This is a genomic window from Nonomuraea sp. NPDC049028 (genome assembly GCF_043197735.1).
GTDB lineage: Bacteria > Actinomycetota > Actinomycetes > Streptosporangiales > Streptosporangiaceae > Nonomuraea.
The window spans coordinates 812,540-826,744 of the sequence record NZ_JBICTR010000004.1; the positions used below are offsets into that span (position 1 = coordinate 812,540).

Annotated in this window: 13 protein-coding genes; 9 read left to right on the top strand and 4 right to left on the bottom strand. The window is 69.2% G+C overall.

The features are described from left to right. The first annotated feature begins 82 nt into the window (after window positions 1-82). The gene (locus ACGFJ2_RS19150; protein WP_357947647.1) at window positions 83-1,591 is read left to right on the top strand and encodes a M48 family metallopeptidase; all 1,509 of its coding nucleotides are present in this window, start codon (window positions 83-85) and stop codon (window positions 1,589-1,591) included. A gap of 196 nt (window positions 1,592-1,787) precedes the next feature. Here the strand turns inward: ACGFJ2_RS19150 and ppdK are convergent, their stop codons facing one another. Next, window positions 1,788-4,421: a pyruvate, phosphate dikinase gene (gene ppdK, locus ACGFJ2_RS19155; protein WP_393469881.1), complete on the bottom strand. Its 2,634-nt coding sequence runs from the start codon at window positions 4,419-4,421 to the stop codon at window positions 1,788-1,790. Window positions 4,422-4,651: 230 nt separating this feature from the next. Here ppdK and ACGFJ2_RS19160 point away from each other — a divergent pair, with 230 nt between their 5' ends. After that, complete coding sequence (locus tag ACGFJ2_RS19160; protein WP_393469884.1) at window positions 4,652-5,977, top strand: cytochrome bc complex cytochrome b subunit; 1,326 nt, start codon at window positions 4,652-4,654, stop codon at window positions 5,975-5,977. A 180-nt stretch (window positions 5,978-6,157) separates the two neighbouring features. Here the strand turns inward: ACGFJ2_RS19160 and ACGFJ2_RS19165 are convergent, their stop codons facing one another. Then, a complete protein-coding gene (locus ACGFJ2_RS19165; protein WP_357947638.1) occupies window positions 6,158-7,543 on the bottom strand; it encodes a glycine--tRNA ligase in 1,386 nt (461 codons plus the stop codon). Window positions 7,544-7,637: 94 nt separating this feature from the next. Further along, complete coding sequence (locus tag ACGFJ2_RS19170; protein ID WP_357947635.1) at window positions 7,638-7,925, bottom strand: antibiotic biosynthesis monooxygenase family protein; 288 nt, start codon at window positions 7,923-7,925, stop codon at window positions 7,638-7,640. Window positions 7,926-8,056: 131 nt separating this feature from the next. Here ACGFJ2_RS19170 and ACGFJ2_RS19175 point away from each other — a divergent pair, with 131 nt between their 5' ends. From ACGFJ2_RS19175 to ACGFJ2_RS19195, 5 genes are read left to right on the top strand one after another with little or no spacing between them, the layout of a single operon-like run. Continuing rightward, window positions 8,057-8,419, top strand: coding sequence for a DUF6703 family protein (locus ACGFJ2_RS19175; RefSeq protein WP_393469887.1), 363 nt, complete (start codon window positions 8,057-8,059; stop codon window positions 8,417-8,419). 48 nt (window positions 8,420-8,467) lie between these two features. After that, on the top strand, window positions 8,468-9,358 hold the full coding sequence (locus tag ACGFJ2_RS19180; protein ID WP_393470022.1) for a metal ABC transporter substrate-binding protein: 891 nt from the start codon (window positions 8,468-8,470) through the stop codon (window positions 9,356-9,358). Window positions 9,359-9,406: 48 nt separating this feature from the next. Then, window positions 9,407-10,192 carry a metal ABC transporter ATP-binding protein gene (locus tag ACGFJ2_RS19185; RefSeq protein WP_357947629.1) on the top strand — a complete coding sequence of 262 codons (786 nt, stop codon included), beginning with the start codon at window positions 9,407-9,409 and terminating at the stop codon, window positions 10,190-10,192. Then, window positions 10,189-11,064 (top strand): metal ABC transporter permease, encoded by an 876-nt coding sequence (locus ACGFJ2_RS19190; protein WP_358174127.1) that lies wholly within the window; start codon window positions 10,189-10,191, stop codon window positions 11,062-11,064. The genes ACGFJ2_RS19185 and ACGFJ2_RS19190 overlap by 4 nt, the downstream gene beginning before the upstream one ends. Further along, window positions 11,064-11,453: a transcriptional repressor gene (locus ACGFJ2_RS19195; protein ID WP_357948142.1), complete on the top strand. Its 390-nt coding sequence runs from the start codon at window positions 11,064-11,066 to the stop codon at window positions 11,451-11,453. Before ACGFJ2_RS19190 ends, ACGFJ2_RS19195 begins: the two co-directional genes overlap by 1 nt. Here the strand turns inward: ACGFJ2_RS19195 and ACGFJ2_RS19200 are convergent. Beyond that, window positions 11,393-12,289, bottom strand: coding sequence for a DMT family transporter (locus ACGFJ2_RS19200; RefSeq protein WP_357947623.1), 897 nt, complete (start codon window positions 12,287-12,289; stop codon window positions 11,393-11,395). The two genes, ACGFJ2_RS19195 and ACGFJ2_RS19200, sit on opposite strands and share 61 nt — an antisense overlap. A gap of 92 nt (window positions 12,290-12,381) precedes the next feature. Here ACGFJ2_RS19200 and ACGFJ2_RS19205 point away from each other — a divergent pair, with 92 nt between their 5' ends. Beyond that, on the top strand, window positions 12,382-12,930 hold the full coding sequence (locus tag ACGFJ2_RS19205; RefSeq protein ID WP_357947619.1) for a CGNR zinc finger domain-containing protein: 549 nt from the start codon (window positions 12,382-12,384) through the stop codon (window positions 12,928-12,930). A gap of 526 nt (window positions 12,931-13,456) precedes the next feature. Further along, window positions 13,457-14,038: a dihydrofolate reductase family protein gene (locus ACGFJ2_RS19210; RefSeq protein WP_393469892.1), complete on the top strand. Its 582-nt coding sequence runs from the start codon at window positions 13,457-13,459 to the stop codon at window positions 14,036-14,038. Window positions 14,039-14,205: the final 167 nt, after the last annotated feature.

Below are 14,205 nucleotides of genomic sequence, written 5' to 3' on the forward strand. Positions count from 1 at the left end.
AAGAGCTGTGATTTTATCCAGTTTCCGGTCTCCGCTAGTGTCGACCCTCGCGAGAACCCCATTCCCCGGGAGCCCCTCCTCCATGACCACAGCGTTCCGGGCCGTGCTGGCCTTCGCCCTGCTTGCCGGCTTCTACGTGCTGGTCGGCCTCGTGCTGGTCGCGGCCGTCTTCTTCGATGTGCTGCTGCTGGTCGACTTCCACGTCAACGGCCTCAAGTACGCGGTCATCCTGACCCTGGCGGGGGCCGCGCTCGTGCGCGCCCTGATCATGGTCAGCCGCCGCAAGGACGGCGAGCAGCCGGGCGTGCTGGTCACCCGCGAGCACGAGCCCGCGCTCTGGCAGATGGTCGACGACCTGTCCCAGCGCGTCCGTACGGCGCCACCCGACGAGATCCGCCTGGTGCCCGAGGTCAACGCGGCCGTGGCGGAGGACACCCGCTTCCTCGGCATGAAGGCCACCAGACGGCGCATGTACATCGGGCTGCCGCTGCTGCAGACCCTCACGGTCGACGAGATGCGCGCGGTGCTCGGCCACGAGCTGGGCCACTACAGCGGCGCCCACACCCGCCTGGGCGCGCCGGTCTACCGGGGCCGGGAGGGGCTGATCGCGACCGTCGAGGGGCTGGCCGGCAACCCGTACGTCCAGCGGCTGTTCACGTACTACGCCAAGCTCTACATGCTCGTCTCCCAGAGCGTGTCGCGCGGGCAGGAGCTGGAGGCCGACCGGTTCGCGGTGGCCATCGGCGGTCGCCAGGCGATGTCGGAGGCGCTGCGCAAGATCCACAGCACGGCGACCGCCTGGAAGATCTACGCCGAGGGCTACCTGTCGATGACCGGGGCGGGCGGCAACCGGCCCGCGGCGGTGTTCGGCGGGTTCCACGCGCTGATGAGCGATCCGGCCAGGCAGGCCGAGGTGGCCAAGCTCGGCGAGGAGCCGCGGGAGACCTCCCTCTACGACTCCCACCCGAGCCTGGCCGACCGGCTGGCCGCCATCGAGCTGCTTCCGGAGCCGGAGCACGTACCCGACCCGCGCTCGGCCCTCACGCTGCTGCGCGACGCGAACGTGGCGGTGCAGGCGGTCGAGCAGTCGATGTGGACGCCGGAGGCGCTCACGGGGCTGCGGGCGGTGTCGTGGGAGGAGCTGGTGTCCCAGGGCATGTACGCGGCCCGCAACGCCGAGGCGCTCAACGACCTGGCGCTGGCCGGGCAGCGGGTGCTGGGCGCCACCCGGCCCTACCTCGACGCGGCCTTCGAGGTGATCGCCAGGGGACGGCGGCCCGAGCTGGAGGAGAAGCTGCGCGAGCTGGGCTGGAACCCGTCGGAGACGCTGCTGGCCGGGGTGCTCGGGCAGGCGCTGGAGGCGGTGCTGATCCAGCACGGCCAGGCCCGGTGGACGCTGTCGTGGGCGGGGCCGGCGCGGCTGCTGTTCGACGACGGCGAGGAGGTGGCGCTGTCGGAGTACGCGGCCCAGGTCGCGGCCAACCCGTCCGCCGTTCCCGGGCTCCGGAAGTGGCTGGGCGACCTGGGCATGCGTCACGACTACGTGCCCGCCACGCTGGAGCAGGCGGAGGCGACCGTCTCACCCGGTTGACCGCGATGGTCCCCACAGGGCCACCAGCCACGACGGGCCGTCTCCATCCCCTCCCCCGCAGGGGGAATCTCACCCAAAGGACCCCCACCACAACGGGCCGTCACAGGGATCGAGGCGGTCGTGTGATCCCCCTTCGGGAGAGGAAGATCTGACGGTCCGTCGTGGCTGGTGTCTGGGGGTACCCCCCTTCGGCTGCCTACCGGGTGTCGGAGTCGCATTCGGCGAAGGCCGCGCGGCCGGCCTCCAAGCGGGCGACCGGGATGCGGAACGGCGAGCACGAGACGTAGTCGAGCCCGGCCTGGTGGCAGAAGTGCACCGAGTCGGGATCGCCCCCGTGCTCGCCGCAGATGCCGAGCTTGAGGTCGGGGCGGGCCGCGCGGCCCTCCTCGACGGCGATCGTGACCAGGCGGCCGACGCCGTCGCGGTCGAGGGTCTCGAACGGCGAGACCCCGAACATGCCGAGCTCCAGGTAGCGGGAGAAGAACGCGGCCTCCACGTCGTCCCGCGAGAAGCCCCAGGTCATCTGGGTCAGGTCGTTGGTGCCGAAGGAGAAGAACTGGGCCGCCTCGGCGACCTGGCCCGCGGTGAGCGCCGCCCTGGGCGTCTCGATCATGGTGCCGATCAGGGCCTCGACGCCGAGGTCCGCGAGGATTCCGGCGGCCTCCTCGCGGACGGCCTCCAGCTCCTGTACGGCGGCCACGAGCGGGATCATGATCTCCGGTTTGGCTCCCGGCACCTCCTTGGCCGCCTGGGCGATGGCGCGTACCTGCATGGCGAACAGGCCGGGGATGACCAGGCCGAGCCGCACACCACGCAGCCCGAGCATGGGGTTCTGCTCGTGCAGCCTCTTGACGGCGACCAGCAGCTTGCGGTCCTTGTCCGTGGCGTCCCCGGTGGCCACCTTGACCGACAGGTCGGTGAGGTCCGGCAGGAACTCGTGCAACGGCGGGTCGATGAGCCGGACTGTGACCGGCTGACCCTCCATAGCCTGAAATATCCCGACGAAGTCGGCTTTCTGGAGGGGCTCCAGCGCGTCCAGCGCCGCCTGGCGCTCCTCGTCGCCCGAGGCCAGCACCAGGTCCTCGACGAGCTGCCTGCGCTCGCCCAGGAACATGTGCTCCGTACGGCACAGCCCGATCCCCTCACCGCCGAAGCGGCGCGCCCTGGCCGCGTCGTCGGGCGTGTCGGCGTTGGCCCGCACGCCCAGCCGGCGTACCTCGTCGGCCCGCCGCATGATCCGGTCCACGGCCCGGACCAGGTCGTCGTCGGGCTCCCGGCCCTCGAAGTACTCGACCACGGCCGAGTCCACCACGGGCACCTCGCCGAGGAAGACCTCGCCGGTCGTGCCGTCGATGGAGATGAGGTCGCCCTCGTTCACCACGATGTCGCCCGGCGCGGTGAACCTGCGCTCGCCGATCGACACCTCCAGCTCCTCGGCGCCGCAGACGCAGGTCTTGCCCATGCCGCGGGCGACCACGGCGGCGTGTGAGGTCTTGCCGCCGCGGCTGGTCAGGATGCCGCGCGCGGCGATCATCCCGGACAGGTCGTCCGGGTTGGTCTCGCGGCGCACCAGGATGACGTCCTCGCCCTGGCCGGCCAGCTCGACGGCGCGCTCGGAGGAGAACACGACCTTGCCGACGGCGGCTCCCGGCGAGGCGTTCATGCCCTTGGCGATCTTCTTCTTCTCGGTGCCCGAGTCGAAGCGCGGGAACATCAGCTGCGCCAGCTGGTCGCCCGTCACCCGCGTGACGGCCTCGTCGAGCGTGATGAGGCCCTGGTCGACGAGCTGGGTGGCGATGCAGAACGCGGCGGCCGCGGTGCGCTTGCCGACCCTGGTCTGCAGCATCCAGAGCTTGCCGCGCTCGATCGTGAACTCGATGTCGCACAGGTCGCGGTAGTGGTTCTCCAGCGTCTCCATGATCCGCAGGAGCTCGTCGTACGAGCTCTTGTCGAGGCGTTCCAGCTCCTGGAGCGGGATCGTGTTGCGGATGCCGGCGACGACGTCCTCGCCCTGGGCGTTCTGCAGGTAGTCGCCGTAGATGCCCTGCTGACCGGAGCCGGGGTCGCGGGTGAAGGCGACGCCGGTGCCCGAGTCGTTGCCGACGTTGCCGAAGACCATGGCCACGATGTTGACCGCGGTGCCGAGGTCGGCGGGGATGCGTTCCTGGCGGCGGTAAAGGATGGCGCGCGGGGCGTTCCAGGAGTCGAAGACGGCCATGACGGCCAGGCGCATCTGCTCGCGCGGGTCGGCGGGGAAGTCCTTGCCCGTCTGGTCGCGCACGATGCCCTTGAACGTCTCCACCAGGCCCTGCAGCTCGGCCGCGCCGAGGTCGGTGTCCTGCCGGTCGCCCTTCAGCGATTCGAGCGCGTGCTCGAACAGCTCGCCGTCGATGTCGAGCACGGTCTTGCCGAACATCTGGATGAGCCTGCGGTAGGAGTCCCAGGCGAAGCGGTCGTTGCCGCCGGCCTGCTTGGCCAGGCCGTGCACGGACTCGTCGTTCAGCCCGATGTTGAGGACGGTCTCCATCATGCCGGGCATCGAGAACTTCGCGCCGGAGCGGACGCTGACCAGCAGCGGGTCGTCGGCCTGGCCGAGCGTCTTGCCCATCCGCTTCTCCATCGCGGTCAGGTGCTCGGCCACCTCCCGCTCCAGGCCGTCGGGGACCGCGCCCTCGGCCAGATAGTGGCGGCATGCCTCGGAGGTGATCGTGAACCCGGGAGGGACGGGCAGCCCGAGATTGGTCATTTCGGCGAGGTTTGCTCCCTTGCCGCCGAGAAGATCCTTGAGATCCTTGTTGCCCTCGGTGAAGTCGTAAACGTACTTGGCCACCACAGCTCCAATCAACGCCTCTGGTTCGGACTCTACCGGCGATAATCATGATGAAACTGCACTCATCGGTTAAGTCAACGTTTCAGCTGGTGAAGGGCCTATCACCGGTCTAATCCAATTTATGTTCTGTTTGACCAAGAATTGGTTTATACCAATTGGTATAAACCAATTCTTGAAAGATCCAGAGTTAAGGTTCACAATCAGGAGCACCCCCTAGCAGGAGGCGCCCGATGGCCACTCCTACGAAGCCCCAGCGTTCGGCCCGCCTGGTCGCCGGATCGGCCAAGGCCGCTCAGGGCTCCGCGCGCTACCTGGACGAGCGCCTCGGGCTGGCCGGCTGGCTCGGCCCGAACCTGCGCAAGCTCTTTCCGAGCCACTGGTCGTTCCTGCTCGGCGAGTTCGCCCTGTACTCGTTCGTCCTGCTCGTGCTGACGGGCACCTTCCTGGTCTTCTTCTACAAGCCCAACCCCGACGTGGCCTTCGCCTCGGTACGCGAGCTCAGCCTGGACATCAGGGGCGGCCTGCTGGTGCGCCAGATGCACCACTGGGCGGCGACGATCTTCGTGCTGTCGATCGTGGCCCACCTGTTCCGCGTCTTCTTCACCGCCGCCTTCCGCAAGCCGCGGGAGCTGAGCTGGATGACCGGCGTGCTGCTGTTCGGGCTGGTGCTGTTCGAGTCGTTCCTGGGCGTCTCACTGCCCGCCGACCAGCTCGCCATGACCGGCCTGCGGGAGGCTCAGGGCCTGCTGCTGTCGATCCCGCTCGTCGGCGGCTACCTGTCGGCGTTCGTCTTCGACGGCGGCTTTCCCGGCCAGGTCATCCCGCGCCTGTTCGTGACGCACGTGCTGCTGGTGCCGGGCATCCTGCTGGCGCTCGTGCCGCTGCACGGGATCGTCCTGACCTGGCGGCAGAAGCACACCGAGCACCGCACTCCGGCGTCGGACGAGACGCGGGTCACGGGCGGCCCGTTCTTCCCGTACTTCGCCGTCAAGAACGGCGCCACCACGCTGTTCACGATGGCCGTCATCACGCTGCTGGCCACCTTCGTCCGGGTCAACCCGGTGTGGGAGCACGGGGCGTACCAGCCCGGCGGCTGGCCGCCGTCGGCTCAGCCGTTCTGGTATTACGGCGTTCTGGAAGGCGCGTTACGCCTGACGCCGCCCTGGGAGATCACCGTCGGCGGCTTCGTCCTGCAGGTCGGCCTCTGGATCCCGATGCTGGTCCTGGCCGCCTTCTTCACGGTCCTGCTGTTCTATCCGTTCCTGGAGCGCCGCTTCACCGGGGACCGCCGCGTGCACAACCTCCTGGACCGCCCCTCGCACGCGCCCGTCCGCACGGCGCTCGGGGCGGCGGTGATCACGTTCTTCACGGTGCTGTGGGCCGGGACGTGGGTCTCGGAGACCCCGCCGGACCCGAAGGCGCCGATGCCGCTGCTCGCGGCACCGCACGAGACCTACCTCTGGATCGTGTACGGGCTGCGCGTGGCGATCTTCGTCCTGCCCCCGATCGCGTACGCCATCACCCTGGCGGTGTGCCGAAGCCGCACCCGCCGCTGATGCTCCTGCCCACCTGCTCCAACGGCATCGACCCCGCCCACGGTCCAGGAAGGACCGCGAACGGGGTCAACAATGCGCACGTCACGGCGCCCAGCCCCGTAAACCGCAGGAGCGTGCCCCTGGACAGGGCCCGGCCACGTATGGCGGGTGGGGCTGGCCACTGCCGGCCGTAACAAAAAATCAGTCGTTCAGGTGCTGGCGGAGGTAGGAGTCGACGGCGTCGAGGGAGATGCGCTGCTGAGCCATCGTGTCGCGCTCGCGGATCGTGACCGCCTGGTCCTCGAGCGTGTCGAAGTCGACCGTGATGCAGAACGGCGTGCCGATCTCGTCCTGGCGCCGGTAGCGGCGGCCGATCGCGCCCGCGTCGTCGAACTCGACGTTCCACCGCCGGCGCAGCTGTGCGGCCAGGTCGCGGGCCTTCGGCGACAGGTCGGCGTTGCGCGACAGCGGCAGCACCGCGGCCTTGACCGGGGCGAGCCGGTGGTCGAGCCGCATCACCGTGCGCTTCTCCATGACCCCCTTGGCGTTGGGCGCCTCGTCCTCGCTGTAGGCGTCGAGCAGGAACGTCAGCGTGGCCCGGTCGACACCCGCCGCCGGCTCGATGACGTAGGGCACGTAGCGCTCGCCCGTGTCCTGCTCGAAGAAGCTCAGGTCGACGCCCGACGCCTTGGAGTGGGCGGTCAGGTCGAAGTCGGTGCGGTTGGCGATGCCCTCGAGCTCGCCCCACTCACCGCCCGCGAAGTTGAAGCGGTATTCGACGTCGACCGTGCGCTTGCTGTAGTGGGACAGCTTCTCCTTGGGGTGCTCGTAGAGCCGGAGGTTGTCCTTGTTGATGCCCAGATCGGAGTACCAGCGGAAGCGCTCGTCGATCCAGTATTGGTGCCACTCCTCGTCGCTGCCCGGCTTGACGAAGAACTCCATCTCCATCTGCTCGAACTCGCGGGTGCGGAAGATGAAGTTGCCCGGCGTGATCTCGTTGCGGAAGGACTTGCCGACCTGGCCGATGCCGAACGGGATCTTCTTACGCGCCGACTGCTGCACGTTGAGGTAGTTGATGAAGATGCCCTGCGCGGTCTCCGGGCGCAGGTAGGCCAGACCCGACTCGTCCTCGATCGGGCCGAGGTAGGTCTTGAGCAGGCCGCTGAACTGCTTCGGGTCGGTGAAGGCGCCCTTGTTGCCGCAGTTGGGGCAGGTGATGTCGGCCAGGCCGTTCTCGGGCGCCTTGCCGTTCTTCTCCTCGTATGCCTCGAGGAGGTGATCGGCGCGGTAGCGCTTGTGGCACGACTGGCACTCGGTCAGCGGGTCGGTGAAGGTCTCCACGTGACCGCTGGCCTGCCAGACCTCGCGGGCCAGGATGACGCACGAGTCGAGGCCCACCACGTCGTCGCGCGACTGGACCATCGACAGCCACCACTGCCGCTTGACGTTGTTCTTCAGCTCGACGCCCAGGGGACCGTAGTCCCACGACGCGCGCAGTCCGCCGTAGATCTCGCTCGACGGGTAAACGAGCCCGCGGCGTTTGGCGAGGCTGACGATCGTGTCCATGACGTCTGTGCGTCGTGCCATTTTGGTTGCGTCTCTTTCCGGCTGGAGGTCGGCGAAGGGAATGGGTGAGCTCCCAGCTTAGGGGACGCTCACGAGCCCTCGCGCGCGAGTATTTCTACTCGCCGTCTTGAAGATAGACGTCCTCGAACGCGCTTGGTTCATTGACCATGAGGATCATCAGGGGATACATCGCCATCCGCGCCGCGGACAGGGCCCTGCGGTAGAACCCGGCGCCCTCCCACTCACTGACCAGCGCCCACAGGTTGGGCTCATCGACCGAGCGGGCCAACCGGCCGCGCAGGAATCCGGGCTGGTCGGCCAGTGTCTGAAGGATGACATGGGCTTGCTTGACGAAGTCTTGGGACTGGGACTCTGGGACGGTGTAACGGATGACGGCGAGCACGCACACCAGGATGTCAGACGATTACGTACCGCTGGGCGATTCCAGTCCCTGACCTGCCCGCACCCACTGACCGATTCGGGCGCTCCGACCGCCCACCTGCTGTTCGATGGGGACGGGGCTAGGCTCGGGCCGTGGCCACCAATGACAACCGCCGCGGGAATGCCCGGCGGCCGCTTCCCGCCGGCGAGCAGTTCTTCACACCCGGCGCGACCGGCCTGCGCAAGGCGGTCGAGGAGCGCAGCGCGACCCCGATGACGTTCCTGTTCACGCAGGCGCCCAAGTGGGCGGCGCCCGCCGTGCTGGTGGTGCTGCTGCTGACCGGGTTCGCCGTGGACAGCTGGCTGGGCGGCGTGGCGGTGCTGCCGGTGCTGGGGTTCGTGGGCTGGCTGGCGTACCTGTCCTGGCCGTCGCTGGGGCTCGGCGGGCGGCTGCTGCGAGTCGTGATGCTGGCCTTCCTGCTGGTCCTCGCGGCCGACCGCTTCGGAGTGTTTTAGCCGGAGATTTTGACAATCATTTTCATTTTCCCCATAATCGGGGGCGTGATGTCCCGAACGCCCCTAATCGGTGCTGCCATCCTCGCGACCACCCTGACGGCCGCCGCGTGCTCCAACACCGGCGCGGCTGAGACGGCGGCGCCCGGCAAGCCCGCCGTGATCGCCGCCTTCTACCCGCTCCAGTGGCTCACCGAGCAGGTCGGCGGCCCCGACGTGAGCGTGTCGGTCCTGACCGCCCCCGGTGTCGAACCGCACGACCTGGAGCTGGGCGCGCACCAGGTGGCCCAGCTCGAAGACGCGACCCTGACCGTCTACATCAAGGGCGTCCAGCCCGCCGTGGACGACGCGGTCGACCAGGACAAGAGCTTCGACGCCGCGACCGCCGTCAAGACGCTGCCCGCCGGCGAGCACGCGGAGGGTCACGACATCGGCTACGACCCGCACCTCTGGCTGGACCCGTCCCGCCTGGCCACCGTCGCCGCCAAGCTCGGCGAGCGACTGGCCGCCGCCGACCCCGCGCACGCCCAGGGCTACCGGGACCGCGCGGTCAAGACGGCGGGTGCCCTGGGGACCCTCGACCAGGAGTACGCCAAGGCCCTGACCACCTGCGGGACCAAGACGCTGGTCACCGCCCATGAGGCGTTCGGTTATCTGGCCGACCGCTATCACCTCAAGCAGATCGGCATCACCCTGGACCCGGAGACCGAGCCCTCCCCCACCCGCATCGCCGAGGTCGCCAAGCTGGCCAAGGACGAGAAGGTGACCACGATCTTCACCGAGGCCCTGGTCAGCCCCAAGGTCTCCGAGGTGCTGGCCAAGGAGGTCGGCGCGCGGACGGCGGTGCTCGATCCGCTGGAGAGCAAGCCGTCGGGCGACTACCTGTCGGGAATGCGCGACAACCTGAAGACCTTGCAGACCGCATTGGGGTGTACGGCATGACCGGCGCATTGGGGTGTATGAGATGAGCGGCACATTGGGGCGTACGGCATGAGCGGCACAGGCGAGACCGCCTTCGCCATGACCGGCGGCCGGGTGAGCCTGGACCGGCGCGACATCCTGCGCGGCATCGATCTCACGATCTGCCCCGGCGAGGTCGTGGCCCTCATGGGCGCCAACGGCTCCGGCAAGTCCACGCTGGTGCGCGCCCTGCTGGGCCTCACTCCGCTCTCGGGCGGCCAGACCCTCCTGTACGGCACACCGCCCGCGAAATTCCGCGACTGGTGGCGCATCGGCTACGTACCGCAGCGCCTGGCCGTCGGCGGCGGGGTGCCCGCCACGGTCCGGGAGGTCGTGACCTCCGGCCGTGTGGCCAGGCAGAGCCGGCTGCGCCGTACCAGCGCCGCGGACAAGGCGGCGGCGGCGAGCGCCCTCGAGGCCGTCGGGCTGGCGGACCGGGCGGGCGACCCGGTGCAATCGCTGTCCGGCGGCCAGCAGCAGCGGGTGCTCATCGCCCGCGCGCTGGCCGGCGAACCCGACACGTACGTCATGGACGAGCCCACCGCGGGTGTCGATGCCGACACTCAGCAGCTGCTCGCCGATACGCTGGCCACGCTGGTGCTGAACGGCAAGACCATCGTGCTCGTCGCCCACGAGCTCGGCCCGCTCGAGCCGCTCATCACCCGCGGCGTGGTGGTCCGTGAGGGCCGGATCGCGCACGACGGCAGACCACCACGGCCCGAGGGCGACTGCGCCCGGCCGGGACACGAACACGTGCACCCGCACGCCACCGAGGCGAGCGCGGGACCGCTTTCCGGATGGCGGGGAGAGCCATGATCGAGTTGTTGGGCAAGCAGTTCTTCCAGCTGGCGCTGATCGCGGCGCTGCTGGTGGGGCTCTGCGCGCCCGCCGTCGGCACGTTCATCGTCCAGCGCAGGCTGGCGCTGCTCGGTGACGGCATCGGGCACGTGGCGCTGACCGGCGTCGCGCTGGGCTTCCTGACGGGCACCGCGCCCGTGCTCACCGCCGTGGCCGTGGCCGTCATCGGCGCCGTGGCCATCGAACTGGTCAGGGCGCGCGGGCGCACCAGCGGCGACGTGGCGCTGGCGCTGCTGTTCTACGGCGGCATCGCGGGTGGCGTCATGCTCATGGGCATCGCGCCGGGTGGCAGCAACGCCAAGCTGAACTCCTACCTCTTCGGCGCCATCGCCAGCGTCACCACCGAGGACATCTGGATCATCGGCGCGCTGGCCGTCGCGGTGATCGCGGTGGTCGTGATCTTCGGCAGGGAGCTGTTCGTGCTCTGCCAGGACGAGGAGATGGCCAGGGCCAGCGGCCTGCCGGTGCGCTTCCTCAGCCTGCTGATCGCCGTCACGGCCGCGCTGACCGTCGTCATCGCCATGCGCGTGGTCGGATTGCTGCTGGTCAGCGCGCTGATGGTGATCCCGGTGGCGACCGGTCAGCAGCTCACCAGGGGGTTCCGCTCGACGATGGCGCTGGCCATGCTGTTCGGCGTCGTCGCGGCGGTGGGCGGGCTGCTCGCCTCGACGCTGTCCGCCAGGGTGCCGCCGGGCGCCGCGATCGTGCTTCTTGCCCTCTGCGGCTTCGTCCTGGCCCTCGGTGTCGGTAAGTTCGTACGGCGAGGCAGACCCCAGGAGTCCACAGTGAGCGAGCGATCCACCATGCGCGTCGAGGAGGTCGCACGATGATGTCCACGAGACGCGACGCCGTGCACGACACCCTCCGCCAGAGCAAGAGCTTCCGCAGCGCCCAGGACGTCTACGCCGAGATGCGCGCCCACGGCGCCAAGATCGGCCTGACCACGGTCTACCGGGCGCTGCAGGCGCTGGCCGACGGCGGTCACGTCGACGTGCTGCGCACCGACGACGGCGAGTCCGTCTACCGCGCGTGCGCCAGCGGCGACCACCATCACCACCTGGTGTGCCGCCGCTGCGGCCGGACCGTCGAGGTGGCCGGTCCCGCCGTCGAACGCTGGGCGGAGACGGTCGGCTCCGAGCACGGCTTCACCGAGATCACTCACACGGTCGAGGTGTTCGGCACCTGCTCCGGCTGCTCGGCCTCGGTGCGGGCGGGCTGAGCGCGCCGCGAGCCGTACAGGACGCCCAAGACGATCACCCCGCACCCGGCGAGCTGGAGCGGCGACGGGTGCTCGCCGAGCAGCACCGCCGACAGCCCGACCGTCGTCATCGGCTGGACGAGCAGGAGCAGCGCGGTGAGCGCGGCGGGCTGCCTGGGCAGCGAGTACGCGATCAGCGACCAGCCGGCCACCTGCGGCCCGAGCGCGAGCAGCAGCAGCCAGCCGTGCGCCGGCCAGCTCGGGACGAAGTCGGCGCCCCCGAACACCGGGCTCAGCGCGGCCATCCCGACCGTGGCCACGGCGGTGGCGTGCGTCAACGGCCCGACCGTACGCCCCGAACCGCCCTTCAACACCAGCAGGAACCCCGCGTACGAGATCGAGGTGGCCACACCCGTCACGACCCCGAGCAGCGGGTTCGCCCCATACGCCGCGCTGTCGAACACCCCCGAGATCAGCACCACCCCGGCGAACACCACCGGGGTGGCCATCATCAGCCGGTTCGACGGCCGCTCACGGAACAGCGCCCACGCCGCGAAGGCCACGATGAAGACCTGCAGATTGCCCAGTACGGTCGCCAGCCCCGCGCCCACGTACTTGATAGCGTGGTGCCAGAACAGCAGGTCGAACGCGAACAGCACGCCCGCCAGCCACGCCAGATTGCGGCTGCGGGCCGGGAGGGGCCCCAGCCTCCGCCGTTCGAGCCAGGCCAGCACCAGCATCGGCGGCAGCGCGTACGCGCACCGGAAGAACGCCGAGGTCGCCGGCGAGACCCCCGACAACCGGACCAGCGGCGCGGAGGTGGAGATGATCAGCGCACCCGCGATCGCAATCAGCACGATACGACGATGTGCACCCACAGAAACCCCCGAGCTCCTTGGAGCGAGATACGCTGCGACCACGCTAGAGCCGGTCGTCGACAGGAGTCAACATGCCGTTTGGCCATGACATGGTGCATTCGCTGGCCACGGTGGTAGAGCTGGTCAACACGTCCCCGTCGACCGGCGGAGACGACGGCCTGGCCGAGCTGGCCGACCTGCACGCGTTCGTCGAGTCGCGGCAGGTCAGCGGCATCGGCGCGCTCACGGCCCGCGACCTGGGGCAGGTGCGACTGGTGCGAGAGGCGTTCCACCGCGTCTTCACCGCCCCGGACCAGCCGACGGCCGTACGACTGCTCAACACGCTCCTGTCGGGGACCCGCATCACGCCCCGGCTGACGGAGCACGACGGACATCCGCTGCACATGCACTACTTCGCCCCGGACGCGACACTTTCCGAGCACCTGGCGGCGGACTGCGGGGTGGCGCTGGCGCACCTGGTGGTGGACGAGGAGTGGGAACGGCTGCGAACGTGTTCGGCACCTGATTGCGACCGGGTGTTCGTGGACGAGTCCCGCAACCGATCCCGTGTCTACTGCGACAGCCGTACCTGCGGAAACCGGATGCACGTAGCCGCCTATCGGGCTCGGCGGCGGGCCTGACAAAGCTCGGTCATCGCGATCGGGGCGCGCTACGCGCGGGTGGCGCTCCGGGCGGTGGCCTGCCGGCCCCCGCGCCCCCGGACGTGAGCCGACTTGTCATCAAGGTCTCTGGCCAAGTGCTAGTGGCGACTCGTGGCCTGCGTAGGGTGTCGCGTGATGATCACAACTACATGAGCCGTCTTACGTCACGGCTTTGCGGCCCAAGCTGGCGACGCCGTCGGAAGCGCGAGCGTGGAAGGCCGTACGAGAGTTGGCCCGGCATCCGGTGCCCGCAGCGGCCAGCCCTGCCACGGCGCCTGCCCGCAACGCGCCTCTTCTGTTGATCGCAGCACTGAGCATGAGGCGATCCTGGGCGTTCCGGCCGCATGAGGAACAGGGGTGTTGCAGGTTCCCGCAACAGGCTTGACCTCGGTTGATGTAGCGAAAGTCAGCGGGGGTCTGGTGATATTTGCATCTGTCGGCCGACGCATCTCCCAGACATGGTGGGCGCCACAAGCTGATCGACGGAGGAAACGGAGTGCCTGGTATGGCCAAGCTCATCGTCTGCAACATCATGTCTCTTGACGGCTTCTACGCGGCGGCGGACGGCAACCCGCTCGTGCTGCCGATGGACGCCGCGTTCGACGCCTACAACCTGGAGCGGATCCAGGCCGCCGGCTCGCTGCTGCTCGGCGCCGACTCGTACCGGATGTTCATGAGGTTCTGGCCCGCCCAAGCGGACAACCCCGAGACGTCCACGGTGAACCAGCAGTTCGGCGCGATCTACGGGCGGATCGAGGTCAGCGTCGTGTCGGACTCGCTCACGGACTCGGACATCGCGTCGTGGGCGGACCGGACGACCGTGGTCAAGCGCGCCGACGCCGAGGGGTGGGTCAAGGAGCTCAAGCAACGTACCAGCGGCGACATCGTCACCTTCGGCAGCCGGATCACCTGGAACGCTCTGCTCCGCGCCGGGCTCGTCGACGAGTTGCACCTGATCGTGGGGGCGAAGGCGCTCGGCGAGGGGACGCCGATCTTCACTCAGCCGGTCGAAGGGCTCACCGTCGCGGAGGTCCGCAGCCTCGACGGCTCCGACAACGTCCTGCTGCGCTATGCCACGACCGGCTGAGCCGGCGGAAATGTGGCAAGAAGCCGAGTCGTCCGAGGGAGATCCTTCGGGCGACCCGGCTTCTGATCGGGTGGCCCGCCCGGTCCACCGTGACGCCACTGCCTCGACGTCCCGAATGCCTCGACAGCGCCGGGCCTCGCGATGCGGATCTGGCGGTGCAACAGCAC